This window comes from Pseudomonas sp. GW456-E7 (assembly GCF_059424105.1).
This window is the reverse complement of the sequence record NZ_JBWKZB010000044.1, coordinates 1-24,071: the sequence shown is the minus strand read 5'-3', so window position 1 is coordinate 24,071 and position 24,071 is coordinate 1. Positions and strand designations below refer to the sequence as shown.

The window sequence follows — 24,071 nt, the reverse complement described above, 5'->3', positions numbered from 1 at the left end:
TGATTCGAACATCGCGTCTGAATAAAACAATCCCGCTCGGGTTCGCCGAAGCGGGATTTTTTTACGCCTCGATTGCCTGCGTGAAATTAACCGTGTATTTTTTCATGAAATTAAAAATACAAAATTTCACGAGGCCGTATGTTTCAGCAATCCACCCGGCATGTCGCCAGTTACTACGCCCATAGCTGCGCCGATCGACTGGTCAATCGCACCGCACTGGAAGGTGAGCAAGACACCGAAGTGCTGATCATCGGGGCTGGTTTCAGTGGTTTGCACACGGCGTTGCGCCTGGCGCTGGCCGGCAAGCGCGTGACTTTGCTCGAAGCCAGCCGGGTGGCCTGGGCCGCGTCCGGGCGTAATGGCGGGCAGGCGATTCTCGGCTGGTCGTGCGACATGCCACCGCTGGAAGCGGCGCTGGGATACGAGCGGGCGCGGCGATTGTGGGACGGCATGCGCTGGGCCGCGCGCGAATTGCGTGATCTGCCCGGCCGCCATGAATTCGATTGCGACTACCGCGCCGGCCATCTCTGGACTTCGGTGATGCCGCGGCGAGTGGGGCTGCTGACCGAGTGGCAGCACGAGGCCAGCCACAAGTGGGGTCACGACAAACTGCAGTTCATCCCCCGGCAACAGCTGCCGGAATGGGTGGCCAGCGAGCGTTATCAGGCCGGCCTGTTCGACCCCGAGGGCGGGCATTTGAACCCGCTGAAACTGGCCCTGGGCCTCGCGGAGGCGGTTGAGCGGGCTGGCGGTCGTATCTACGAGCAAAGCAAGGCGCTGAGTTATGGCGAGGAGGGCGAAGGCTTTGTGGTGACGACCGAGCGCGGTCGTATTGGCGCCGATGTGCTGGTGCTGGCGTGCAACGCCTACCTCGATCGGCTCGACCCGCAATTGGCCAGTTGCGTGTTGCCGGTCGGCACCTATCAGGTGGCGACCGCGCCGCTCACCAGGGACCAGGCCACTGCGCTGCTGCCGAGTAACGTCTGCGTGACCGACAACCAGTTCGTGCTCGATTATTTCCGCCGCACCCCGGATAACCGCCTGCTGTTCGGCGGCGGTTGCACTTACCTGGGCGGGATGCCCAAGGACATCGCCGCGGCGACCCGACCGTTCCTGGAGCGGGTGTTCCCGCAACTCACGGGCGTGGCGCTGGAGTTTGCCTGGGGCGGACACATCGACCTGACCCTCAAGCGCACGCCGGATATCGGTCGCCGTGGCGATCTGTACTGGATGCAGGGCTATTCCGGGCATGGCGTGCTGCCGACACTGGCCGCGGCGCGGGCGGTGTCCGACGCGATCCTCGGTCAACCCGACGAACTGTCCCTGTACCAGGGCCTGAACAACGGCAGTTTTCCCGGCGGCAAATACCTGGCCGCGCCGCTGGAAGCCATCGGCAAAGCCTGGTATCGACTGCGCGACAGTATTTGACGCGACACTTTCTGGAAGCCTCAAGATGGACATGCAAGAAGAAATTTCGGCGCTGGCGATCCTGATCCAGGACCTGCGCAAGCACAAGAAGTACACCCTGAAGGAACTGGCGGACAAAATCGGCCGCTCCGTGGGTTTTCTGTCCCAGGTCGAGCGCGGCCTGTCGCGCCCGACGGTGGCGGACCTGACCGCGATCAGCGAAACCCTCGGCGTGCCGACCACCTATTTCTACAGCCTGCCCAAACCCATGGCGTTGTCCTGGGTCACCCGCCCGGACGAGCGCCGCACGCTGTACTACGCCGACGGCATCACCGACATCCTCGTTTCGCCAAAAATGCGCGCGTCGTTCTCGATGCTTGAAAGCCAGCTCGAACCCGGCGCCAGCAGCGGCGACCGGCACATGAAGGACAGCTCGGAGCAGGGCGGTTATGTCCTCGAAGGGCAACTGACCCTGTGGCTCGACGACAACGAACCGGTGACCCTGCATCCCGGCGACAGCTTTCAACTGGCCAGCCATGCGCACTGCCGCTACGGCAACCTGTCCGACCAACTGACCCGCGTGCTTTGGGTTTACACCTGATAACAACAAGGACCAAAACGATGGATGCCGTGTGCTCTGAACTGCTGGCCGAAGTTCGCAACTTCCGCCACTGCAACCCCGAAGTGCGTTATGTCGACCTGATCTCCCTGGACATTCCGGGGCATTTCTACGGCAAGCGCTACCCGATCGAGATGCTGGAGAAAGTCGCTGCCGGCAGTGCACTGAAACTGCCGCAAAACTGCGTGCTGCTCGGCACCCAGGGCGGGCTGTTCAAGATCGGAGACTACTGCTTCAACGATGGTGACCCGGATGCGCTGCGGCGTTTGGTGCCTGGCACCTTGAAGCTGGTGACCTGGGAAAAGCAGCCCTTGGGCCAGATGTTGATCACCTCCGACGGCACGGAAAAACCCATCGAATTCGAACCCCGTGAAGTGTTGGCGCAGGTGCTGAACCGCCTGCACCGTAAAGGGATTTTCCCGGTGGTGGCCTTCGAGCTGGAGTTCTACCTGTTCGACAGCCGCTTGAAGGACGGCCTGCCGCAGTTCCCCCGTGATGAGCTGACCGGCGACGCCGACGATCAGCCGAACATGCACATCGAACGCTTGTCGCGCTTCGCCCCGGTGCTCGATGAAATGGTCGAGACCGCGCGAGCCCAAGGCATCGATGCCACGGTGATCACCGCCGAACTCGGCCCGGGCCAGTTCGAAATCAATTTCGGCCATTGCGATGACGGCCTGCGTGCCGCCGACTGGGCCGCGCTGTTCTGCCGCAGCACACGGGGCGTGGCGCTCAAGCACAACCTGCGCGCCAGTTTCATGGCCAAACCTTACCTGCAACACCCCGGCAGCGGCATGCACGTGCACGTCAGCCTGTATGACCAGGCCGGCAACAACCTGCTGGCGGCGAACGGTCAGCGGGCGCTGCGCCATGCTGTGGCTGGTTGCCTGGAGGTGTTGCCGCACTGCATGCCGATCTTTGCCCCGAACCACAATGCCATGCGTCGCTTGAGTGGCACGGTGAACGTTGCGTCCCGCGCCAGTTGGGGCTTCGAGGACCGCGATGCGTGCTTGCGTATTCCGGAGTCGGACGTCAAGAACCTGCGCATCGAACATCGCCTGGCGGGCGCCGATGCCAACCCGTATCTGGCGTTGGCGGCGATCCTGGTGGGGTTGGAGCAGGGCCTGGAAGGGGAGCGCGAGCCGATTGCACCGCTCAACGAAGACCGCAGCAGTGGCGTCGATTTCCCGTTGGAAATGCTCGAAGCGGTACAGTCCATGCAACATCATTCAGCCGTGCGCGAAGGCTTGGGGGCGGAGTTCGTAGACGTCTATTGCGAAAACAAACGCCAGGATCATCTGGCATTTCTGCATGACATCAGCGCGCGTGAGTATCGCTGGTTCTTGTAGTCGCCCTTAGAAAATATGTGGATATATAAGGGCTTAGAGCGTTTAGTAACTGGATGGTGAATAAAAATATCTTGTTACAGGCCGAAATATTCCGTAATATCCGCGCCGCGTTCACCACCACGGTTTATGCATTTTTAAGTCCCGGGCGTCCATCAGCTGCCCGGGATTTTTTTTGCCTGGAGTTTGGTTGGCCGTTGAAAATCAAAAGATCGCAGCCTGCGGCAGCTCCTACAGGGGTGTACGTCTTGCCCTTGTAGGAGCTGCCGCAGGCTGCGATCTTTTTGCCGTCAAAGGCTGATGACTATGCAGGTACGCTGACGCGCGCGGTCATTTTCATCAGCCAGTAGTAACTCACCGCCGGCACCAGCAACCCGACCACCCACGCCAGATCCACCCCGTCCAGCGCCGTGGCCACCGGGCCGACGTACAGCGTGGTGTTCATGAACGGAATTTCCAGGGCGATCGCCAGCAGGAAACTGCCGCAGGCAATCCGGTTGACCCGCCCGTAGATTCCGTTCAGGTCGAAGATGTCGTCAATCCGGTACTGCCCTTTGCGCAGGCAGTAGTAGTCCACCAGATTGATCGCCGTCCACGGGATCAGGAAGTAGCTCATGAAGAAGATGAAGTTCAGGAAGAAGTTGATGAAGTCGTCCTGACTGATGGTGCACAGGGCCGTGGCCACCAGGCTGATCAGCAGCATGAACATACCGCGCACCCGCGGCGTCACCTTGAGTCGGGCGAATGGCTCGATCACGGTGATGGTCGACATGAACGCGCCGTACAGGTTGAACACGTTGATCGACACCTGGCCATAGACGATGAAGGCGAACAGCAGCACCGCGCCAGTGCCGAACAAACCGGCGACATGCCCGCCGACGTTGCTGGAAAAGTCGCCGATGCCGACGCTCAGGATCGCCCCGAGAATCATCATCCACGCGCCACCGCTGACCGTGCCGGCATAGCTGTACCAGAACACCTGGGCGGTCGGCGTATTGCTCGGCAGGTAGCGCGAGTAGTCGGCAACGTAAGGCGCGTAGGACAGTTGCCAGGTCACGGCGATGCTCACTGCCACCAGGAACTTCGACAACGAGAAGCCGCTCGGCAGCCATTGTTCGGCCGCGATCGGCAACTGCAAGGCGAGCACCGTGGCGGCCACGAACACCACCAGCGACAGGATCGACAGCAGCTTCTGCAAACGGTGAATCAACCGATAGCCATAGAGGGCGACGACGAAGCACAACGCGCCGATCAGGTAGATGTTGCCGGACATCGGCAGCGGGCTGACGGACTCCAGCGCCTGGGCCGCGAGCAAGGTGTTGCTGACGAAGAAGCCCAGGTAGATCAGCATCACGAACAGCAGCGGCAACACCGCCCCCAGCACGCCGAATTGCGCCCGGCTCTGGATCATTTGCGGAATGCCCAGCTTCGGTCCCTGGGCCGAGTGGGAGGCCATGAAAATCGCCCCCAGCAACGAACCGACGATGATCGCCAGCGCACTCCAGAACAGGTTGAGCCCCATCACCACCGGCAACACGCCGGAGGCGATGGTGGTGATGTTCATGTTGGCGCCGAACCAGATATAGAACAGCGAGCCCGGCTTGCCGTGGCGTTCGGTCTCGGGGATGAAATCGATGCTTCTTTTTTCGACTTGCATGGCGATCACTCCTGAGTCCGGACGAGACGGGATTGCAGACGGGCGATGGTGCTTTGCAGCTCATGGGGCTGGTGGGCAAACAGGTCCGGACGCTCGGGGATCAGGCTCAGGTAGTCGCGCTGTTCCAGGGCGCGCAGGCATTCGGTCGTGGTGAGGATTTCCAGCGAGTAGACCCAGTTGGCCATGATCAGCAAGGCCGAATAATGCCCGGCCTCGGTGGTCGTGGTGCAGGCATCGCTGACCAGGCGCACGCGATAGCCCAGGGCGAAGGCATCGAACACGCTGGTCAGCACGCAGACGTCGGTCAACACGCCGCAGACGATCAGCGTGTCGACCTCCATGGCCCTGAGTCGGGCGTCGAGGTCGGTGCGGTGAAAGGCGCTGTAACGGCCCTTGTCGATGATCCATTCACCGGGCTGCGGCGTCAGCGACTCGATGATTTCCACTTGCCGGGTGCCGGCGCGGTAACCGCCGGGGCCACCGTCGGCGGCCAGGGGTTCACCGTGGGGCAGATCACTGCCGTCGGCCTGATTGATGTGGCGGGTATAGATGACAGGCATCCGCTGATGGCGGGCGGTATCGAGCAGGGCGGCGGTATGGGCGAGCACCCTGTCGAAGTTTTCCAGGACGAAACCGTCCTCCTGCTGCATGTCGATGATCAACAGCGCGTTGTTATTGTTCATTGGGCAAACCTGATCAAAGGCGAATACAAAGCACCGCACGAGACGCGGGGTGCGTGATTGGCTGTTCGGGTGGGCTCAGTGAACTATTTGCCAGAAGCCGTTCTGCTTGGCCGAAACGCTGGCGCGCAGACGCTTGAAATGCAGGTGCGAAGCGGTCCATTCACCGCGCAGGTAAGCCCGCGCGGCGCCGGAGGGGAGGGCGAGTGATGGGAGACGATCAGTCATCATTGGAATCGACTCCTGTAGGAGCGAGCTTGCTCGCGAACGCGGTGTGTCCGGTACATCAATCCCTGTGGGAGCGGGCTTGCCCGCGAAGGCGTCATTACAGCCAGCATCCATGTTGACTGACCCGGCGCTTTCGCGAGCAAGCTCGCTCCCACAGTTGAGGTGTGCTGACCCTCGGCCTCGCATCAGGGCGCAGGGCGGCGCAATCAGCGAAACGCTGGCACCACATGCTTGATGAACAGCTCCAGGGATTTTTTCTTCTCCGCGTGGGGCAGGCTGTTATCGCACCAGAAGCTGAACTCGTCTACACCCAGTTCCTGGTAGTACTTGATGCGCGGAATGATTTCTTCCGGGGTGCCGATCATGGCGGTCTTGTGCAGGCTCTCGAGTTCGAACTCGGGGCGACCGGCGAATTTCTCTTCCGGGCTCGGCGCGAGGAAGCCGTTGACCGGGGTGGTCTTGTTGCCGAACCAGGCATCGAAGGTGCGATAGAACTTCGAGATCGCCTTGGCCCCGACTTCCCAGCCCTGCGGATCGTCGGCGGTGTGCACGTGGGTGTGTCGCAGCACCATCAGTTGCGGGCGCGGCACGCCAGGGTTGTTGTCCAGGGCGGCCTGGAATTTGTTCTTCAGGTCGAGGACTTCCTCGTCGCCTTTCATCAGCGGCGTGACCATGACGTTGCAGCCGTTGGCCACCGCGAAGTTGTGCGAGTCCGGGTCGCGGGCGGCGATCCACATCGGCGGGTTCGGTTGCTGGATCGGCTTGGGCACGCTGGTGGAGGTCGGGAATTTCCAGATGTCGCCGTCGTGGGCGTAGTCACCGTTCCACAAGGCTCGCACCACCGGAACCATTTCCCGTAACGCCTGGCCGCCGGAGGAGGCTGGCATGCCGCCGGCCATGCGGTCGAACTCGATCTGGTAGGCGCCACGGGCCAGGCCGACTTCCATGCGGCCATTGCTGATCACGTCGAGCAACGCGCATTCACCGGCCACCCGCAGCGGATGCCAGAACGGCGCGATGATGGTGCCGGCACCGAGGTGAATGGTGGTGGTCTTGCCCGCCAGATAAGCCAGCAGCGGCATCGGGCTCGGCGAAATGGTGTACTCCATGGCGTGGTGTTCACCGATCCACACGGTGCTGAATCCACCGGCTTCGGCCATCAGCGTCAGTTCGGTCAGGTCTTCGAACAGCTGGCGGTGGCTGACGCTTTCGTCCCAACGTTCCATGTGTACGAACAGGGAAAACTTCATGACGCTTACCTCGGATCTTTTGTTGTTGGCCTGTCGACTGCGGGCCTGATGGATATTGGTATACCATAATACATAATTTCCGCAAATGACTTCTCTTCGCGGCTAACGCTAAACAGTGTGGGAGCGGGCTTGCTCGCGAAAGCGAACTTCCAGGCGGCATATGTGTTGACTGACACTCCGTCTTCGCGAGCAAGCCCGCTCCCACAGGGGGATGCGGTGATATCAGAGGGATCAGGCCAGAACAGGCAGGGCACCCATCTTGCCGTGGCAATACACCAGTGGCCCGCTGCTCTGCTGGGGCACGATCAGGTTCTTCACCGCGCCGACCATGATGGCGTGGTCGCCGCCTTCATATTCGCGCCACAACTCGCATTCGATGACCGCCGTGGCGTTGGCCAGGATCGGGTTACCCAACTCGCTGAGCGTCCACTCGATCCCCTGGGCCTTGTCCTTGCCTTTGCGCGCGAAGGCATAGGCTTCGCTTTGCTGGCCGCCGGACAGCACGTGGATCGCAAAACGTTTGTTCCTGATCAGGACCGGGTAGGAGTCGGAGCTGTAGTTGGGGCAGAACAGCACCAGCGCCGGGTCCATCGACAGCGAGCTGAAGGCGCTGGCGGTCAGGCCGACGATTTGCCCATCTTCATCGAGCGTAGTGATCACGGTCACTCCGGACGGGAACGAGCCCATGACTTGTTTGTAGATGGCGGCATCGATCATTGGACGGTCCTCGGGTGGTGTGACGCGGTTTTTATGTGTTTATAGGTCTGATGGTATACCGTAATACATCGATTGCAAGGTCTTTTTGAGTGAACCGATAAACGTACGGCTTTCGTCGCAAAGCCAATGATTACGGGGCTATCGGCTAGCCAGTGTGGGCGTCAATCGGGCAGGATACCGGCTCAGAGGCTTGTTCAAAGACCGGATCAGTCTTGTTTAAAGTTTGGAATACCATAATATGGTTCTCATCTGAGGGGCGGCCAGAGAGTCCCCCCGGTTTGGCTTCATACAAAGATAAGAACAGACAAACTCGAGTTCATGCACATGTCCCAGATGTCCCGGCAAGATCCGTTGATCGAGAACCACACGGTCGACTACGTTCCACTCGCAGAGCGCCATGGGAAGGCCCGCGATCTTTTCACCCTGTGGTTCAGCACCAACATCGCGCCACTACCCATCGTCACCGGCGCCATGGTGGTCCAGGTGTTCCACCTCAATCTGTTCTGGGGCCTGCTGGCGATTGCCCTCGGGCACATGGTCGGCGGTGTGGTGATTGCGCTGGCGTCGGCCCAGGGGCCGTGCATGGGCATTCCGCAGATGGTCCAGAGTCGTGGTCAGTTCGGCCGCTACGGCGCACTGCTGATCGTGTTCTTCGCCGCGTTGATCTACATCGGTTTCTTCATTTCCAACATCGTGCTGGCAGGCAAATCGATCGTCGGCATTGCGCCGTCGGTTCCGGTGCCGGCGAGCATTCTGATCGGCGCCCTCAGCGCCACGGCCATCGGGGTGATCGGTTATCGCTTCATCCACACCCTCAACCGCATCGGCACCTGGGTCATGGGCAGCGCGTTGCTCGCCGGTTTCCTCTACATTTTCGCCCATGACCTGCCGGCGGACTTCTTCACTCGCGGCGGGTTCAACCTGTCGGGCTGGCTGGCCACGGTCTCGCTGGGCATCATCTGGCAGATCAGCTTCTCGCCGTATGTGTCGGACTACTCGCGCTACCTGCCGGCGGACATCGGCATCACCCGGCCGTTCTTCGCCACTTACCTGGGGGCGACCCTGGGCACGATCCTGTCGTTCACCTTCGGTGCCGTGGCGGTACTGGCGACGCCCGAAGGCACCGAGGCGATGGCGGCGGTCAAGCAGTCCACCGGTTGGCTGGGGCCGATCCTGATGGTGCTGTTCCTGCTCAATATCATCAGCCACAACGCCCTGAATCTGTATGGCGCGGTGCTGTCGATCATCACCTCGATCCAGACCTTCGCCAGCCAGTGGACGCCGAGCATCAAGGTGCGCGTGGTGTTGTCGGGCATCATCCTGGCGGGTTGCTGCGTGGTGGCGCTGGGCGCCTCGGCGAACTTCATTTCGCAGTTCATCGGCCTGATTCTGGCGCTGCTGCTGGTGCTGGTGCCCTGGGCGTCGATCAACCTGATCGACTTCTACCTGATCAAGCGTCGCCGCTACGACATCGCCTCGATCTTCCGCGCGGACGGCGGCATCTACGGGCGCTTCAACCTGCACGCGATCATCGCCTACTTCATCGGCATCATCGTGCAGTTGCCATTCGCCAACACTTCACTGTATGTCGGGCCGTACGCCAATCTGGTAGACGGCGCGGACCTGTCGTGGCTGGTGGGTCTGGTGGTGACATGCCCGTTGTATTACTGCCTCGCTACGCGAAGCCAGGCGCAGGAAAGCCGTGCGGTGAGGTTCGGCTACACCGACTGAGGCAAAATCGTTTGGTGTTCGTATAAAAATGCCCGGCACGTCGTCGTCACTGTGGGAGCGAGCTTGCTCGCGATGGTCGTTAACGATGCCGCGTGTTTACTGACTAAACGCAGCGCTCTTAAGTCCATCGTCGGAACGCCGCCCGGAGCAAGCTCGCTCCCACAGTGACGGCGGCGTGTCGGGCATTTTTGTGTTCGCTGATTGCTCAGGAATGCTTGAACACATTCAGGCCACGTTGTACCGCCGGCCTGGCTTCGACCGTGTCGAACCAGCGCGATAGCTGTGGAAGCAGCTTCCAGTCCAGCCGGTCACGGAATGCCATGGCAATGGTGAACGCCGAAATATCGGCCATGGAAAACTGTTCGCCCGCCATGAATTCGCCGGTCAAATAACTTTCCGAGTAGGTCAGTTGTTCGATCACCCGCAGATCGATGATCGCCGCCGCTTTGTCCTGGCCTGCCTGGTGCAGAAAAAACGCGGCATGGCTGGGGGCGATGACATCGGTCACGAAAAAGAAATAGCGGTCGATCACCCGGGTGCGCACAGGTCCCGGCTGCGCCGGTGCCAGCTTTCCGGGGGCAATGGAGTCGGCGTACTGGATGATGGCGTTGGACTGGTTGATGACCAGCGTCGGCGTCGTCCCGTGATCGATCAGGGTCGGTACTTTCCCGGCCGGGTTGAGCGCCAGGAAGTCCGGCCCGCGGTGCTCCTGTGCATACAGGTCGAGCTTGCGTGCCGTGTAGGCGATGCCCGACTCTTCGAGGGCGATCGCGGCCCGCAGACTGTTGCCGGTATTGGCGCCGAACAGCTCTATCCGATCGTTCATGGGCATTGCTCCTTGGGTGACACACAGGCAGCCAGCGAACACTGCCGATGAGGTCAGTATGATGAAAATCCGCCGCACCGATATTCAAAAACAGTGATCGTCCATACCCCTGCGCGACAAGCCGTATCCCTCTACGAAAACTACTTTCACCGCGTTTGATAATAGCCTGCCGAAATGTTTTAAGAGTTTCACAAGCCAGTCAGTAACCCCTCACCTCGAACGATTCACATCACTCATCGAACGCGCCTGTTGTCGCGCTCGTGTTGAGCGCTGTTGCGTGGGCGGCAATCGGGTCCTGCCTGGCGGTGAAACCTTCAAATAACGATAAGAAACACCCAGGAGCACCCTATGTTCAAACGCGCGATTTCCACCGCAGTCCTGTTGGCCACCGGTTCGCTGTGTGCACAGGCCGCCGATTCCGCCGCCCATGGTTTTCTCGAAGACAGCAAGGCCAGTCTGTCGATGCGCACCCTGTACTTCAACAGCGACAATCGCGATGGCGCAGCACAGCCTTCGAAAACCGAAGAGTCAGCCCAGGGCTTCGTGTTGCGCTATGAGTCCGGGTTTACCCAGGGCACGGTGGGGTTCGGGCTCGATGCCCAGGCGTTGCTCGGCATCACGCTGGACAGCGGAGCGGGGCGCCACGTCGGTAGCGGCATGATTCCTTCCGACGGCGACGGCGCGGCCGACACCTGGAGCAGCTTCGGTCCTACGGCGAAGATGCGCCTGGCTAGGACTGAATTTCGCTACGGCACCTTGCTGCCGAAGTTGCCAATCCTGCTGGCCAACGATGCGCGTGTGTTGCCGCAATCGTTTACCGGTGCGCAGGTCACCTCGAACGACATCGAAGGCCTGACCCTGACCAGCGGTGTGCTCGAACACGCGGTCGGGCGTGCCTCGACCGACCGTACAGGCCTGTCGGTCGCCGGCAGCACCCAGGACAGCAACAAGTTCTACTACGCCGGCGCTGACTACAACCTCAGCAAAACCCTCAAGACGCAGTATTACTTCGCGCAGCTGGTAGATTTCTACAACCAGAGCTTTCTCGGGCTGACGCACATTCTGTCCATCGACAGCGCCAGCTCACTGACCACCGACCTGCGCTACTTCCGCACCACGTCCAGCGGTGCCAACAGCTCAGCCTCCGGTCGCGCGCAAGGTTATCGGGTATCCGGTTACACCGACGACAACGACGGTGAAATCGACAACAGCACCTGGGTGGCGATGCTCACCTACACCCATGGCGGGCACGCGGTGTCGGTGGGTCATCAACGGGTGGGCGACGGCAGCAACTTCGTCCAGCCCAACCAGGGCAGCCTGGTGGACAAAGGGGCGGGCGGCGGCAGTGTCTACCTGCCCACCGACAAGATGATCCAGAACTTTGCCCGTGCCGGAGAGCAGACGAACTTCGGGCAATACACCTACGACTTCGCGCCCATGGGCGTGCCGGGCCTGAAAGCCTCGATCGCGTATCTGAAGGGCACGGACATCAAGGCGCAAAACGCCCGCGATCAGTCCGAATGGGAGCGCGACATGACCCTGGACTACGTGTTGCAGTCGGGCACGTTCAAGGGGGTAGGGTTCACACTGCGTAATGCCAAATCGAACACCGACGCCGGCCGCAATGTCGACCAGAGCCGGTTCATCATCAATTACACCTTGTCGCTGCTGTAATCACACCACAGTCCCCTGTGGGAGCGGGCTTGCTCGCGAAGGCGGTGTGTCAGGCGACATTGGTATTGAATGTGCTGGCCTCTTCGCGAGCAAGCCCGCTCCCACAAGGACCGCGCAAACCCTGTGGGAGCGGGCTTGCCCGCGATGGCGGTGTGTCAGATCACATCGATACTGAATGTGCTGGCCTCTTCGCGAGCAAGCCCGCTCCCACAGAAAAATCGATTCATGGGCTGGCCGCCGCACTGTCGCATCGCTGATCAAAGCGGACAGGTATTTTGGCCGTTTCGATCTCCTTTTGGCCTGACTCACGCTGTGAACCGGCCACGCCCTCGGCAAGAATCACAACCAGAAACTTCACTTCCTTGCCCTTGGCAATTTTCAAGGCCGCTGCCGTGTACAGAACATAAAAACCATCGAACTCACGCCACACTTGGGGAAATGATCCATGGACTCAATGAAACGCATACTGGGTGCCACCGTTTGCGGACTGTCGCTGCTGGCCAGCGCGGTGCACGCCGAACCGCGCGAATTGCGGGTGTACAACTGGGCGGACTACATCCTGCCGTCCGTACCCAAGGATTTTGCCAGGGACACCGGGATCAAGGTGACCTGGGACACCTTCGACACCAATGAGTCCCTGGAAGCCAAGCTGCTCACCGGCAACTCGGGCTACGACCTGGTGGTGCCCTCCAACCAGTTCATCGAAACCCAGATCAAGGCGGGCGTGTTCCAGAAACTCGACAAGTCCAAACTGCCGAACTGGTCGCACCAGGACCCGGCGTTGCTCAAGCTGCTGGACAAGAACGACCCGGGCAACCAGTACGGCGTGCCCTACATGTACGGCACCGTGCTGATCGGTTTCAACCCGGCCAAGGTCAAGGCGGCGCTGGGCGAGAATGCGCCGGTGGACAGCTGGGACCTGGTGTTCAAGCCCGAGAACATGGAGAAGCTCAAGGCCTGTGGCGTCGCGATGCTCGACTCGCCGTCGGAGATCCTGCCGCTGGCCCTGCATTACCTGGGGCTGGACCCGAACAGCCAGAACCCGGATGACTACGAAAAAGCCAAGGCGCTGATGCTCAAGGTCCGTCCTTACGTCACCTATTTCAACTCCGCCAAGTACATGACTGACATCGCCAACGGCGATATCTGCGTGGCCATCGGTTACTCCGGCAGCTTCTATCAGTTCGGCAACCGCGCCAAAGAGGCGGGTAACGGTGTGGTCGTCGACTGGCGCCTGCCGAAAGAGGGTGCGCCGATCTGGTTCGACACCTTCGCCATCCCGAAAAGCGCAAAGAATGTCGCCGAGGCCCATGAGTTCCTCAACAACCTGCTGGACCCGAAAGTCATCGCGCCGATCAGCGACTTCCTCGGTTACCCGAATGCCAACAAGGATTCGCTGGCGCTGATCAACAAGGACATCACCGGCAACCCGAACCTGACACCGACCAGCGAGGCATTGAAGACGCTGTACGTCGTGCAGCCATTGCCGCAAAAGCTCGAGCGGGTGCGCACGCGGGTGTGGACCAGCATCAAGTCCGATCAGTAACCCCGGAAAATTTATGTGAACTCCCTGTGGGAGCGAGCCTGCTCGCGAAGGCGTAGTGTCAGTCAATGCAGGTGTCGACTGACCCACCGCCATCGCGAGCAAGCTCGCTCCCACAGTTGAATGTTGTTGTGCACAAATTCTGCGTACGACATAAAGCCCCCTGTGGGAGCGAGCTTGCTCGCGATGGCGGACTGACAGGCAACAGAGATGTACGGCGCAAGGCTCAGCGAAAAAACTCACCCGGTGTCTTGCCGAACTGTTGACGAAACGCCGCAATAAACGCCGACGTCGAGTCATAGCCGCAAGCCAACGCCACGTCGGTCACTCGCTCGCCCTGTTCCAATGGCGTCAGGGCGCCGAGCAGGCGCAAGCGCTGGCGCCAGGCGCGAAAGGTCAGGCCGGTGTCGCGCAGGAACAGACGACTGAGGGTTTTCTCGGTGACGCCGAATTGGTCGCTCCAGTGACTGAGGGTGGTTTGTTGCTCGGGGTGCAACTCCAGGCTTTGCGCGATTTGCCGCAACCGGCTGTCCTGGGGCAGGGGCAGCATCAGGTCGATCTGCGGGGCCTCAGCCAACTGATCGAGAATCACCTGGGCCAACCGACCGTGCGCTCCGTCCTGATCGTATTCCACCGGAATCTGACTGAAGGCACGGATCAACTCGCGCAACAGATCGCTGACCGCCAACACATGACAGCCCGGCGGCGCCCAGGTCGAGACGCTGCAATCGATGTACAGGCTGCGCATTTCCGTGCGCGGCGAACTGAACACCCGGTGCGGCATGCCCGCCGGAATCCACACCGCACGCTCCGGCGGGGCGACGAAGCGCCCGACGCCGGTCTGGATTTCGAGCACGCCCTGGATCGCATAGGACAACTGCACCCACGGGTGGCTGTGGCGCCGGGTCAGGGCGCGATTGGGCAGCGATTCGGTACGGCCGTAGAGCGGCCTTGGCAGGCTGGACAGCCCGGGAATACTGCGCCGGATACTTTTGTCATGTCCTTTAGGCGGCATCGGTGGGCTCATCGGCGTTAGTCGGTAATATCCAGTCACGTTAGAGTCGCTTTCACGTACTGGCAACCCCCGGATGATCAACCCATGACGCGCCCCCGTTTGTTACCCGACAACTTCACCCTGACCCTGATCGGCGTGGTCGCGCTCGCCAGCCTGCTGCCTGCCAGCGGCCAGGTCGCGGTCGGTTTTGGCTGGCTGACCAACATCGCCATCGCGCTGCTGTTTTTCCTGCATGGCGCCAAGCTGTCCCGCGAGTCGATCATTGCCGGTGCCGGGCACTGGCGCCTGCATTTGCTGGTGTTCAGCCTGACCTTCGTGCTGTTCCCGCTGCTCGGCCTGGCGCTCAAGCCGCTGCTGTCGCCGTTGATCGGCAACGACCTGTACATGGGCATGCTGTACCTGTGTGCGCTGCCCGCCACGGTGCAGTCGGCGATTGCCTTTACTTCGCTGGCGCGGGGCAACATCCCGGCGGCGATCTGCAGCGCGGCGGCGTCCAGCCTGTTCGGGATTTTCCTCACGCCCTTGCTGGTGACCCTGCTGCTCAATGTGCACGGCGAAGGCGCCTCGACCCTCGACGCCATCCTCAAGATCAGCGTGCAGTTGCTGCTGCCGTTCATTGCCGGGCAGATCGCGCGGCGCTGGATCGGCAACTGGGTGGGGCGCAACAAGAGTTGGCTGAAGTTCGTCGATCAGGGTTCGATTTTGCTGGTGGTCTACGGCGCGTTCAGCGAGGCGGTGATCGAAGGCCTCTGGCACCAGATTCCGTTGCTGGACCTGGTCGGGCTGGTGGTGGCGTGCTGCGTGGTCCTGGCGCTGGTGTTGGTGGCCTCGACCGTACTGGGCAAGGCGTTCGGCTTCAATCAGGAAGACCGCATCACCATTCTCTTCTGCGGCTCGAAGAAGAGCCTGGCGACCGGTGTGCCGATGGCGCAGGTGTTGTTTGCGGGTAGCACCATTGGCGTGTTGATCCTGCCGTTGATGCTGTTCCACCAGATTCAACTGATGGTCTGTGCGGTGCTGGCACAGCGTTTTGCCAATCGGCCGGAATCGATTCCGGAACTGATGGCCCAGGTCGATCCTGAGAACCCCGGAAACCTGTAGGAGCCAGCCTGCTGGCGATGGACTGTAGGAGCCAGCTTGCTGGCGATGGACTCAAGTGCGCCGCGTTCATCCAGTTCACCCGCGTAATCGTTAACGACCATCGCTGGCAGGCCAGCTCCTACAAAGGACCGCGTTCATCCAGTTTACCCGCGTAATCGTTAACGACCATCGCTGGCAGGCCAGCTCCTACAAAGGACCGCGTTCATCCAGTTGACCCGCGTTATCGTTAACGACCATCGCTGGCAGGCCAGCTCCTACAAAGGACCGCGTACATCCAGTTCACACGCGTTTTCGTTAACGACCATCGCGAGCAAGCTCGCTCCTACAGGAGACCGCGTCTGTAGGAGCGAGCTTGCTAAGCCAGCGCCTGCATCAGCGCTTGTCAGCCGCCAATGGCGGGGTGCGCGGCGGGATCATGCGTTTGTTCCCGGTGGACTCGAACGCCGATGCCAGGTGCAGCAGCGACGAGTCGTCATAGGCGCGCCCGGCGAAGGTCAGGCCGACCGGCATGCCGATGTCCGGCATCACGCCCATCGGCACGGTGACGGTTGGCACGCCGAGGTGACGGATGGCGAGGTTGCCGTTGGCGACCCATATACCGTTGCTCCAGGCGATATCCGCCGACTGCGGATCGACATCGGCATTCGCCGGCGCTACATCGGCGACTGTCGGGAACAGCACCGCGTCGAGGCCCAGGCGATCCATCCAGTCTTCCAGATCGAGCTTGCGGGTCTTTTCCAGTCCGCGCAGGCCGTCGGGCACTGTGCTGATCTGGTCCCACGGCGTGATGCCGCGCTCGGCCATGCGCACGTATTCGTCCATGCCGGCAACCAGGTCGCCCTCGCGGTTGGGCAGGGTGCCCGGGTCGTGAGGGAAGATCTGCGGGCCGTCGACATCGACCAGGCGATTCAATTTCGGATCGCCGTTGGCCTGCAGGAAGTCATCGAACGCCCAGGCGGTCAGGTCCCACAGTTCATGGTGCAGGAATTCCTTGGAGACGATGCCGCGATTGAACACGGTTGGCGCGCCAGGACGATCGCCTTCGCAATTGGAGACCAGCGGGAAGTCCACGTCGATCACTTGCGCACCGGCGTCTTCGAGGGCCTTGCGCGCCTGTTCCCAGAGGCCGATCACCGAAGGACGGGTGTTGATGCGCTGGCCGGTCGGGCCACCGATGCCCGGTGCTTCGGAAGTGCCGGCTTCAGGGTCGGCGTTGATGTACATGCGCGGAACGCCGAACTTCTTGCCTTTGAGCGCTTCGCTGTTCGCCGCCAGCGCCGCGTAGGACTCAGGGCGTACCGAAGAAGATTTCGGGATCGGCACCCAAGGCTGCAAGCGCCACAGGTCACCGCGAGTGTCCGGGTCATCGGCCACCACCACGTCGAGTACTTCGAGCAGGTCGGCCATGGTCCGGGCAAACGGCACGACCACGTCCATGGTCGGGGTCAGCGGCCAGTTGCCGCGTACCGAGATCACGCCGCGCGACGGGGTGTAGGCGCACAAACCGTTGTTCGAAGCCGGGCCGCGACCACTCGACCAGGTTTCTTCCGCCAGACCGAAGGCCGCGAAACTGGCCGCGGTGGCCGTGCCGGCACCGTTCGACGAACCGGAGGCAAAAGGGGCGGTGAGGTAGCCGGCGTTGTACGGGCTCTCGGCGCGGCCGTAGACGCCGCGCTGCATCCCGCCGTTGGCCATTGGCGGCATGTTGGTCTTGCCCAGGCAGATCGCCCCGGCGGCACGCAGGCGTTCGATGGTGAACGCATCGCGATAGGCAACCAGGTCCTTGAAGGCCGGGCTGCCGGAAGCGGCGGTGAGGCCCTTGACCAGATAACTGTCCTTGGCGGTGTAAGGGATGCCGTCCAGCGGACCCAGCACCTGGCCCTTGGCGCGACGGGCGTCGGCGGCCTGTGCTTCGGCGAGAGCCTCGGGGTTGCGCACCACCACCGCGTTCAGTGCCGTGGGCGTCTCGGGACCGTCATAGGCATCGATCCGCGCGAGATAGGCCTGGACCAGTTCAACCGAGGTGGTCTGGCCGGATTCGAGCGCGGCGCGCAGCTCGGCAATGGAAACTTCGGTGACTTCGATCATGCTGCCACCGCCGCTTGCAGGTGGAGGGTCCCAAACACTTCACTTTTCTCGAAATGGACTTTCATATCGTTATTCTCGTTGCACTGTGTGGCACGACAGGGTCGGGTGTTAAAAATACTGAGCACTATTTAGCATTAAACCGGGATTTTAGGAATCCGTTGTCCAATTTATCTTACAGGCGACAGAAAAAAGGCCACCACAACCCGACGTTGTGGTGGCCCGAGGGTGACTCATTATAGTGGCCCGCGCGCGCAGGCCAATGGATCAGTGAGCGCCGGCAGCCTTGTTCAGGTCGCTTTCGGCCCATTCGGTGTAGACGCAGGCGTCGGCGGTGGCCCAACGCACCCGCACCGGGTCGCCCGTCTTGAGCGGCATGCCGGCGGCGGACAGTGCCTTGACCGTCATCGAGGTGCCGCCAGCGGTGATCACGCTGCAGGTCTGGCTTTCGCCGAGGAACAGCACTTCCACGACCTTGGCCGAGACTTCGTTCCAGCCGGCGGCCAGCGGTTCGGCGAGGGCTTGTTCATTGCTCAGGGCCAGGGCTTTTTCCGGGCGCACCATCAACAGCACGTCCTGGTCGGTTTGCAGGCTGGCGGTGAGTCGGATCGACAGCGGTTGCCCCTCGAAGGTTGCCACCGCATTGCCCTGGGCCTTGAGCTTGAGGAAGTTGGAGTTGCCGAGGAACGAGGCGACAAAGGCGTTCGGCGGGTTCTGGTACAGGTCATAACCGCTGCCCAGGCCAACGATCTTGCCGTGGCTGAAGATCGCGATGCGCTGGGACAGGCGCATGGCTTCTTCCTGATCGTGGGTCACGTAGACGATGGTGATGCCCAGGCGCCGATGCAGCTGGCGCAGTTCATCCTGCAAGTCTTCGCGCAGTTTCTTGTCCAGCGCGCCCAGCGGTTCGTCCATCAACAGGATGCGTGGCTCGTAAACCAACGCGCGGGCGATGGCGACGCGTTGCTGCTGGCCGCCAGAGAGTTGCGAAGGGCGGCGATGGGCGAATTGCTCAAGCTGCACCAGCTTGAGCATTGCATCGACCCGGCGTTCGCGTTCGGCTGTGGCCAGTTTGCGAATGGCCAGCGGGAAGGCGATGTTGTCGCGCACCGACAGGTGCGGGAACAACGAATAACGCTGGAACACCATGCCGATGTCGCGTTTGTGCGGCGGCACGTTGACCAGCGACTGGCCATTGACCAGGATCTCGCCGCTGCTCGGCGTTTCGAAGCCGGCGAGCATCGACAGCGTGGTGCTTTTGCCCGAGCCGCTGGAGCCGAGGAAGGTGAGGAATTCACCGTCCTTGATGTCCAGCGAGATGTTGTCCACGGCGGCGAAGTCGCCGTAGTGCTTGTTCAGGTTACGCAGGCTGACCAGGGGTTTGTCATTTTGCTGCGCGGAATCTTTGATCACTGCACTCATGTCGTACTCCTGGCGCTCAAGCGCTGATTTCGTTGCGCCGGCGCAGAGCGGCGGCGATCACCATGACCAATACCGAGAGGCCGATCAGCAGCGTCGAGGCGACGGCGATCACGGGCGTCAGGTCCTGGCGCAGGGTGGTCCACATTTTCACGGGAAGGGTTTGCAGGGTCGGGCTGGCCATCATCACGCTCAGCACCACTTCATCCCACGAGACGAGAAAGGCGAAGAGGGCGCCGGCGACCATGCCCGGGCGGATCGCCGGGAAGGTCACCTTGAACACTGCTTGCAGGCGCGAAGCGCCGCAGATCACCGCCGCATCCTCGATCGACTGATCGAACAGCTTCAGCGAGTTGATGATCGAGATGATGGTGAACGGCAACGCCACGATCACATGGCTGACCACAAAGGCGAACATGGTCCCGGTGTAGCCCAGTTTCAGGAACAGCGCGTACACCGCCACGGCGATGATCACCAGGGGCACGATCATCGGCAGGGTGAACAGGCCGTAGAGCATTTCCCGGCCGGGGAAGCGGCCACGCACCAGGGCGAACGCGGTGGGCAGGCCCAGCGCGACGGCGAAGAACGTGGTCAGCACCGCGACCTTCAGGCTGGCCATCGCCGCGTTCATCCAGTCGGCGTTGGAGAAGAACTGGCCGTACCATTTCAGCGTCCAGCCCGGCGGCGGGAACACCAGCCATTGCGACGAACCGAACGACAGCAGCACGATGAACACGATCGGCAGCAGCAGGAACAGACCGATCAGCCCGGTGGTGGCATAGAGGCCGAAGCGCATCCGGCGGCTCATGGCATTGGGGGTCAGGAGCATGACGGCTTACCTCGCGTTGCTGGCACCAACCGGGGATTCCGGCTGGAGCTTCAGGTAGAAGTAGAACAGCACCAGCGTGATCACGATCAGCAACGCGGCGCCGGCGCTGGCCAGGCCCCAGTTGAGGAACGACTGCACCTGCTGAATGATGAACTCGGGCAGCATCATGTTCTGCGCACCGCCCAGCAGCGCCGGGGTCACGTAGTAACCGAGGGACATCACGAACACCATCAGGCCGCCGGAGAACAGCCCCGGCCGGCACAGCGGCAGGAACACCCGGAAGAAGTTGGTCCAGGGGCTGGCGCCGCAGATCGAACCGGCCTGCAGGATCATCGGGTCGATGGCCTGCATGGTCGCCTGCAACGGCAGCACGATGAACGGGATCATGATGTAGCTCATGCCGATCACCACGCCGGTGAGGTTGTGCACCATCTCCAGCGGTTGATCGATGATGCCCATCGCCATCAGCGCCTTGTTGATCACCCCGGAGGCTTGCAGCAACACCAGCCAGGAGTAGGTGCGGGCGAGCAGGCTGGTCCACATCGACAACAGCACGATGTTGAGGATCCAGCGCCCCCATCCACGGGGCACCAGGGTGATCGCCCAGGCCAGCGGGAAGCCCAGCAACAGGCTGAACAGCGTGACCAGGCCCGCCACCGAGAAGGTATTGAGCAGGACCCGGGCATAGGCCGAGTTGGCGAACAGTTGCTCGTAGTTGCCCAGGCCCGGCACCGGTTCCAGCACGCCGCGCAGCAGCAGGCCAATCAACGGCGCGAGAAAGAACAGGCCGAGGAACAGCAGGGCGGGGACCAGGTTACTGGCGCCACGCCAACGCTGTTTCAGCGACGGCGAGGGCTGCTTTGCAAGGGTCTGGCCGACTGCCGAACCGGCAGCGCCGATGGCGCTCCCGGAGGCCGTGGAAGGACGAGGCGCGGTTGCCGTCATTTTCATTTGACCAGCCATTCGTTCCACCGTGTCGCAATGGCCGGACCGTTCTTGGCCCAGTATGCGAAATCAAGAGTGATCTGATCCTTTGCGTAAGCTGTCGGCAGGTTCGGGGCCAGCGCCGAGTCCAGGCGCGCCACGCTGTCGACGTTGACCGGGGCGTAGGCGGTCAGGTTGGAGAAGTCGGCCTGTCCTTTGGCGCTGCTGGCGTTGGCCAGGAACTTCATCGCCGCGTCCTTGTTTTTCGAACCCTTGGGAATGACCAGGATGTCGGCCATGACCAGGTTCTGTTTCCAGCTTACGCCGACCGGGGCGCCGTCTTCCTGCAGGGCATGAATCCGGCCGTTCCAGAACTGGCCCATGCTCGCTTCACCGGAGGCCAGCAACTGCTGCGACTGCGCGCCGCCGCCCCACCAGACGATGTCTTTCTTGATGGTGTCGAGTTTCTTGAACGCGCGATCCAGGTCCAGCGGATAAAGCTTGTCCGCCGCTACACCGTCGGCCAGCAGCGCCAGTTCGAGCACGCCAGGGCTTGGCCATTTGTAGAGGGCGCGTTTGCCGGGGTAGGTCTTGGTGTCGAACAGCGCGGACCAGTCCTGAGGCTTGTTGGCGCCGAGCTTGCCTTCGTTGTAGCCGAGGACGAAGGAGAAGAAGAACGAGCCGACGCCGTGATCGCTGACGAAGCGCGGGTCGATCTTGTCGCGCTCGATGACTTTGAAGTCGAGGGGTTCGAGCAAGCCTTCGGCGGCGGCGCGCAGGGCGAAGTCGGCTTCGACATCGACCACGTCCCATTGCACGTTGCCGCTTTCGACCATGGCCTTGAGCTTGCCGTAGTCGGTCGGGCCATCCTGCACAACGGTGATGCCGCTGGCCTTGCTGAACGGATCGGCCCAGGCCTGCTTCTGCGCATCCTGGGTGCTGCCGCCCCAACTCACGAAGTTGACGCTTTCAGCCGCCAGCAATGCCTGGCTGGTGACGCTCAGCAGTCCCGCCAAAAGAACCGCGGTCGCACGTTTGTTCAACACCATTTTCACGCCCTCATTGTTGTGTTTATGAGCGGGGCTTTCGAGTGCCCGCCTATCGGGAGCAGTAGGTCCGTCGAGTCAGTGCTGACTGTCCGGTCTATGGAATATCATATTATGGTATTCCAAACTTTGTGCAAGCACTTTGCCGTACCGGCTATCAGCCAAAAGTGGTTTTTCAGTGGTTCTGACTATTGCCCGGTGACGCAATCCCCTGTGGGAGCGAGCCTGCTCGCGAAGGCGGTGTAACAGTCAACGAAGATGTTGGATGTACCGGCCTCTTCGCGAGCAGGCTCGCTCCCACAGGGGGATTGCATTCAGCCGAGGATCATTCGGTGAATGGAATACTCTCCACCACCTCCAGGTCATACCCGGTCAAGCCCGCATATTTCAACGGCGGGCCGAGGTGGCGCAGCTTGCCGACACCCAGGTTCTGCAGGATCTGCGCGCCGGTGCCCACCTCCGAATAAATCCGCGACTGCGAACGGCTGAACTGCCGGGGCGACTGGGTCAATTGCGGCACGCGTTCCAGCAGCGCCTGGGAGGATTCGTGATTGGCCAGCACCACCACCACGCCGTGGCCTTCGGCGGCGACACGCTGCAAGGCGGCCCACAAGGTCCAGTTGGTCGGCCCGCTGTATTCGGCACCGACCAGGTCGCGCAACGGATCGATCACATGCACGCGCACCAGCGTCGGCTCATCGCGGCGCAGATCGCCCATGACCATGGCCATGTGGACACCGCCTTCGATGCGATCCTCGAAGGTGATCAGACGAAAGGTGCCGTGCACCGTCGGCAAGTCACGTTCACCGATGCGCACGATGGTGTGTTCGGTACTCAGGCGGTAGTGGATCAGGTCGGCGATGGTGCCGATCTTGATCCCGTGCTTGCGCGCGAACACTTCCAGGTCGGGGCGGCGGGCCATGGTGCCGTCGTCGTTCATCACTTCGACGATCACCGAGGCGGGCGTATGGCCGGCCAGGCGGGCCAGGTCGCAACCGGCCTCGGTATGACCGGCGCGGGTCAGCACCCCGCCTTCCCGGGCGCGCAGCGGGAAGATGTGCCCGGGTTGCACGATGTCGGCGGGACCTGCGTTGGCGGCGACGGCGGCGGCCACGGTGCAGGCACGATCGGCGGCGGAGATACCGGTGGTCACGCCGACGGCGGCCTCGATGGACACGGTGAACGCGGTGCTGAACACGCTGCCGTTGCTCGGCACCATTTGCTCCAGGCCCAGGCGTTTGCAGTGTTCGTCGGTCAAGGTCAGGCAGATCAGGCCACGGGCTTCACGGGCCATGAAGCTGATCGCCTCGGGTGTGCAGCAGTCGGCGGCCAGCAACAGGTCGCCTTCGTTTTCCCGGTCTTCATCGTCGACCAGCAGGACCATTTTGCCGAGGCGGTAATCTTCGATGATTTCTTCGATGCTGTTGAAGGCCATGCTGGAGTCTCGGTGTTTGTGGGAGGGGTAATGTGGTATACCATAATACAAAACAAACCGAGAGGTCACTATGAAGGCGTACTGGATTGCTCATGTGGATGTCACTGACCCTGATCAATACAGCCAATACACCCGGCGGGCGCCGCAGGCGTTTGCCCTGTATGGCGGTCGGATTCTGGCGAGGGGTGGGCGGAGTGAGGCGATGGAAGGTCGGGCGACGCCGCAGCGCAGTGTGGTGATCGAGTTTGATTCCTATGAGCAGGCGGTGGCTTGTTATCACTCGGCGTTGTATCAGGAGGCGAGGGGGTATCGTGAGGGGGTGGCTTTGGCTGAGGTCATCATTGTCGAAGGCGTGGCGCCGCTTTGAATTGCGAATGTGTACATATCCGTTTCTTCGGTAACGGCGGCTGGCGGTTTCGCCCTTACGGCGAGTCACTTTTAACAAGCGCCTTAAAAGTAACCAAAAACGCTCGCCCCTTACGTACGGCCCCTCGCTGAGGCTCGGGGTTCCTTCGCTGCGGTATTCATCCGGGGGCATT

The 24,071-nt window shown here is 61.6% G+C and carries 22 protein-coding genes; 8 read left to right on the top strand and 14 right to left on the bottom strand.

Going from position 1 to position 24,071, the window contains the following annotated elements; all coding sequences use genetic code 11:
- Positions 1 to 138: 138 nt before the first annotated feature.
- The 3 genes from AC07YV_RS23555 to AC07YV_RS23545 are packed head-to-tail and all read left to right on the top strand — an operon-like array spanning position 139 to position 3,375.
- The gene (locus AC07YV_RS23555) at positions 139 to 1,428 is read left to right on the top strand and encodes an NAD(P)/FAD-dependent oxidoreductase (RefSeq protein WP_102701576.1); all 1,290 of its coding nucleotides are present in this window, start codon (positions 139 to 141) and stop codon (positions 1,426 to 1,428) included.
- A gap of 25 nt (positions 1,429 to 1,453) precedes the next feature.
- Positions 1,454 to 2,008, top strand: a complete 555-nt coding sequence (locus AC07YV_RS23550; RefSeq protein WP_007976194.1) for a helix-turn-helix domain-containing protein — start codon at positions 1,454 to 1,456, stop codon at positions 2,006 to 2,008.
- A 20-nt stretch (positions 2,009 to 2,028) separates the two neighbouring features.
- Complete coding sequence (locus AC07YV_RS23545) at positions 2,029 to 3,375, top strand: glutamine synthetase family protein (RefSeq protein WP_102701575.1); 1,347 nt, start codon at positions 2,029 to 2,031, stop codon at positions 3,373 to 3,375.
- A 301-nt stretch (positions 3,376 to 3,676) separates the two neighbouring features.
- Here AC07YV_RS23545 and AC07YV_RS23540 read toward each other — a convergent pair whose 3' ends face one another.
- The 5 genes from AC07YV_RS23540 to AC07YV_RS23520 all read right to left on the bottom strand — a co-directional run bounded on the left by AC07YV_RS23540 (position 3,677) and on the right by AC07YV_RS23520 (position 7,904).
- Positions 3,677 to 5,029, bottom strand: coding sequence for a purine-cytosine permease family protein (locus AC07YV_RS23540; RefSeq protein ID WP_102701574.1), 1,353 nt, complete (start codon positions 5,027 to 5,029; stop codon positions 3,677 to 3,679).
- A 5-nt stretch (positions 5,030 to 5,034) separates the two neighbouring features.
- Positions 5,035 to 5,712 carry a cysteine hydrolase family protein gene (locus AC07YV_RS23535; protein ID WP_102701573.1) on the bottom strand — a complete coding sequence of 226 codons (678 nt, stop codon included), beginning with the start codon at positions 5,710 to 5,712 and terminating at the stop codon, positions 5,035 to 5,037.
- A gap of 75 nt (positions 5,713 to 5,787) precedes the next feature.
- Positions 5,788 to 5,937: a hypothetical protein gene (locus AC07YV_RS23530; protein WP_494990358.1), complete on the bottom strand. Its 150-nt coding sequence runs from the start codon at positions 5,935 to 5,937 to the stop codon at positions 5,788 to 5,790.
- A 206-nt stretch (positions 5,938 to 6,143) separates the two neighbouring features.
- Entirely contained in the window at positions 6,144 to 7,187 is a 1,044-nt protein-coding gene (locus AC07YV_RS23525; protein ID WP_102701572.1) for an LLM class flavin-dependent oxidoreductase, read from the bottom strand.
- 231 nt (positions 7,188 to 7,418) lie between these two features.
- Positions 7,419 to 7,904 (bottom strand): flavin reductase family protein, encoded by a 486-nt coding sequence (locus AC07YV_RS23520; protein WP_007976207.1) that lies wholly within the window; start codon positions 7,902 to 7,904, stop codon positions 7,419 to 7,421.
- A gap of 324 nt (positions 7,905 to 8,228) precedes the next feature.
- Between AC07YV_RS23520 and AC07YV_RS23515 the strand changes: the two genes are divergently transcribed.
- Entirely contained in the window at positions 8,229 to 9,635 is a 1,407-nt protein-coding gene (locus AC07YV_RS23515) for a purine-cytosine permease family protein (RefSeq protein ID WP_102701571.1), read from the top strand.
- A gap of 205 nt (positions 9,636 to 9,840) precedes the next feature.
- Here the strand turns inward: AC07YV_RS23515 and AC07YV_RS23510 are convergent, their stop codons facing one another.
- Complete coding sequence (locus tag AC07YV_RS23510) at positions 9,841 to 10,461, bottom strand: glutathione S-transferase family protein (protein WP_102701570.1); 621 nt, start codon at positions 10,459 to 10,461, stop codon at positions 9,841 to 9,843.
- Between the two features lie 348 nt (positions 10,462 to 10,809).
- On the opposite strand from AC07YV_RS23510, the gene AC07YV_RS23505 reads away from it, so the two are divergent.
- On the top strand, positions 10,810 to 12,135 hold the full coding sequence (locus tag AC07YV_RS23505; RefSeq protein WP_102701569.1) for an OprD family porin: 1,326 nt from the start codon (positions 10,810 to 10,812) through the stop codon (positions 12,133 to 12,135).
- A gap of 223 nt (positions 12,136 to 12,358) precedes the next feature.
- Here the strand turns inward: AC07YV_RS23505 and AC07YV_RS23500 are convergent, their stop codons facing one another.
- Positions 12,359 to 12,565 carry a hypothetical protein gene (locus tag AC07YV_RS23500; protein ID WP_102701568.1) on the bottom strand — a complete coding sequence of 69 codons (207 nt, stop codon included), beginning with the start codon at positions 12,563 to 12,565 and terminating at the stop codon, positions 12,359 to 12,361.
- Between the two features lie 15 nt (positions 12,566 to 12,580).
- On the opposite strand from AC07YV_RS23500, the gene AC07YV_RS23495 reads away from it, so the two are divergent.
- A complete protein-coding gene (locus AC07YV_RS23495) occupies positions 12,581 to 13,681 on the top strand; it encodes a polyamine ABC transporter substrate-binding protein (RefSeq protein ID WP_015095700.1) in 1,101 nt (366 codons plus the stop codon).
- A 223-nt stretch (positions 13,682 to 13,904) separates the two neighbouring features.
- Here AC07YV_RS23495 and AC07YV_RS23490 read toward each other — a convergent pair whose 3' ends face one another.
- Positions 13,905 to 14,693 (bottom strand): AraC family transcriptional regulator, encoded by a 789-nt coding sequence (locus AC07YV_RS23490; protein ID WP_102701567.1) that lies wholly within the window; start codon positions 14,691 to 14,693, stop codon positions 13,905 to 13,907.
- A gap of 84 nt (positions 14,694 to 14,777) precedes the next feature.
- On the opposite strand from AC07YV_RS23490, the gene AC07YV_RS23485 reads away from it, so the two are divergent.
- The gene (locus AC07YV_RS23485; protein ID WP_102701566.1) at positions 14,778 to 15,794 is read left to right on the top strand and encodes a bile acid:sodium symporter family protein; all 1,017 of its coding nucleotides are present in this window, start codon (positions 14,778 to 14,780) and stop codon (positions 15,792 to 15,794) included.
- Between the two features lie 372 nt (positions 15,795 to 16,166).
- Here the strand turns inward: AC07YV_RS23485 and AC07YV_RS23480 are convergent, their stop codons facing one another.
- From AC07YV_RS23480 to ribBA, 6 genes are all read right to left on the bottom strand, one after another.
- Positions 16,167 to 17,882 carry an amidase gene (locus tag AC07YV_RS23480; protein WP_102701565.1) on the bottom strand — a complete coding sequence of 572 codons (1,716 nt, stop codon included), beginning with the start codon at positions 17,880 to 17,882 and terminating at the stop codon, positions 16,167 to 16,169.
- A 264-nt stretch (positions 17,883 to 18,146) separates the two neighbouring features.
- Positions 18,147 to 19,301, bottom strand: a complete 1,155-nt coding sequence (locus tag AC07YV_RS23475; protein WP_102701564.1) for an ABC transporter ATP-binding protein — start codon at positions 19,299 to 19,301, stop codon at positions 18,147 to 18,149.
- A 16-nt stretch (positions 19,302 to 19,317) separates the two neighbouring features.
- Entirely contained in the window at positions 19,318 to 20,127 is an 810-nt protein-coding gene (locus AC07YV_RS23470) for an ABC transporter permease (RefSeq protein ID WP_007976227.1), read from the bottom strand.
- 6 nt (positions 20,128 to 20,133) lie between these two features.
- A complete protein-coding gene (locus AC07YV_RS23465; protein WP_015095695.1) occupies positions 20,134 to 21,078 on the bottom strand; it encodes an ABC transporter permease in 945 nt (314 codons plus the stop codon).
- Entirely contained in the window at positions 21,075 to 22,100 is a 1,026-nt protein-coding gene (locus AC07YV_RS23460) for an ABC transporter substrate-binding protein (RefSeq protein ID WP_102701563.1), read from the bottom strand. Before AC07YV_RS23460 ends, AC07YV_RS23465 begins: the two co-directional genes overlap by 4 nt.
- A 322-nt stretch (positions 22,101 to 22,422) precedes the next feature.
- The gene (gene ribBA / locus AC07YV_RS23455) at positions 22,423 to 23,532 is read right to left on the bottom strand and encodes a bifunctional 3,4-dihydroxy-2-butanone-4-phosphate synthase/GTP cyclohydrolase II (RefSeq protein WP_015095693.1); all 1,110 of its coding nucleotides are present in this window, start codon (positions 23,530 to 23,532) and stop codon (positions 22,423 to 22,425) included.
- A gap of 70 nt (positions 23,533 to 23,602) precedes the next feature.
- On the opposite strand from ribBA, the gene AC07YV_RS23450 reads away from it, so the two are divergent.
- The gene (locus AC07YV_RS23450; protein ID WP_095967716.1) at positions 23,603 to 23,899 is read left to right on the top strand and encodes a DUF1330 domain-containing protein; all 297 of its coding nucleotides are present in this window, start codon (positions 23,603 to 23,605) and stop codon (positions 23,897 to 23,899) included.
- Positions 23,900 to 24,071 lie beyond the last annotated feature (172 nt).

Coding starts and splice junctions, on each gene's coding strand:
- AC07YV_RS23555 (WP_102701576.1), top strand. CDS start 139: ATGTTTCAGCAATCCACCCGGCATGTCGCCAGTTACTACGCCCATAGC.
- AC07YV_RS23550 (WP_007976194.1), top strand. CDS start 1,454: ATGGACATGCAAGAAGAAATTTCGGCGCTGGCGATCCTGATCCAGGAC.
- AC07YV_RS23545 (WP_102701575.1), top strand. CDS start 2,029: ATGGATGCCGTGTGCTCTGAACTGCTGGCCGAAGTTCGCAACTTCCGC.
- AC07YV_RS23540 (WP_102701574.1), bottom strand. CDS start 5,029: ATGCAAGTCGAAAAAAGAAGCATCGATTTCATCCCCGAGACCGAACGC.
- AC07YV_RS23535 (WP_102701573.1), bottom strand. CDS start 5,712: ATGAACAATAACAACGCGCTGTTGATCATCGACATGCAGCAGGAGGAC.
- AC07YV_RS23530 (WP_494990358.1), bottom strand. CDS start 5,937: ATGACTGATCGTCTCCCATCACTCGCCCTCCCCTCCGGCGCCGCGCGG.
- AC07YV_RS23525 (WP_102701572.1), bottom strand. CDS start 7,187: ATGAAGTTTTCCCTGTTCGTACACATGGAACGTTGGGACGAAAGCGTC.
- AC07YV_RS23520 (WP_007976207.1), bottom strand. CDS start 7,904: ATGATCGATGCCGCCATCTACAAACAAGTCATGGGCTCGTTCCCGTCC.
- AC07YV_RS23515 (WP_102701571.1), top strand. CDS start 8,229: ATGTCCCAGATGTCCCGGCAAGATCCGTTGATCGAGAACCACACGGTC.
- AC07YV_RS23510 (WP_102701570.1), bottom strand. CDS start 10,461: ATGAACGATCGGATAGAGCTGTTCGGCGCCAATACCGGCAACAGTCTG.
- AC07YV_RS23505 (WP_102701569.1), top strand. CDS start 10,810: ATGTTCAAACGCGCGATTTCCACCGCAGTCCTGTTGGCCACCGGTTCG.
- AC07YV_RS23495 (WP_015095700.1), top strand. CDS start 12,581: ATGGACTCAATGAAACGCATACTGGGTGCCACCGTTTGCGGACTGTCG.
- AC07YV_RS23490 (WP_102701567.1), bottom strand. CDS start 14,693: ATGCCGCCTAAAGGACATGACAAAAGTATCCGGCGCAGTATTCCCGGG.
- AC07YV_RS23485 (WP_102701566.1), top strand. CDS start 14,778: ATGACGCGCCCCCGTTTGTTACCCGACAACTTCACCCTGACCCTGATC.
- AC07YV_RS23480 (WP_102701565.1), bottom strand. CDS start 17,882: ATGATCGAAGTCACCGAAGTTTCCATTGCCGAGCTGCGCGCCGCGCTC.
- AC07YV_RS23475 (WP_102701564.1), bottom strand. CDS start 19,301: ATGAGTGCAGTGATCAAAGATTCCGCGCAGCAAAATGACAAACCCCTG.
- AC07YV_RS23470 (WP_007976227.1), bottom strand. CDS start 20,127: ATGCTCCTGACCCCCAATGCCATGAGCCGCCGGATGCGCTTCGGCCTC.
- AC07YV_RS23465 (WP_015095695.1), bottom strand. CDS start 21,078: ATGAAAATGACGGCAACCGCGCCTCGTCCTTCCACGGCCTCCGGGAGC.
- AC07YV_RS23460 (WP_102701563.1), bottom strand. CDS start 22,100: ATGGTGTTGAACAAACGTGCGACCGCGGTTCTTTTGGCGGGACTGCTG.
- ribBA (WP_015095693.1), bottom strand. CDS start 23,532: ATGGCCTTCAACAGCATCGAAGAAATCATCGAAGATTACCGCCTCGGC.
- AC07YV_RS23450 (WP_095967716.1), top strand. CDS start 23,603: ATGAAGGCGTACTGGATTGCTCATGTGGATGTCACTGACCCTGATCAA.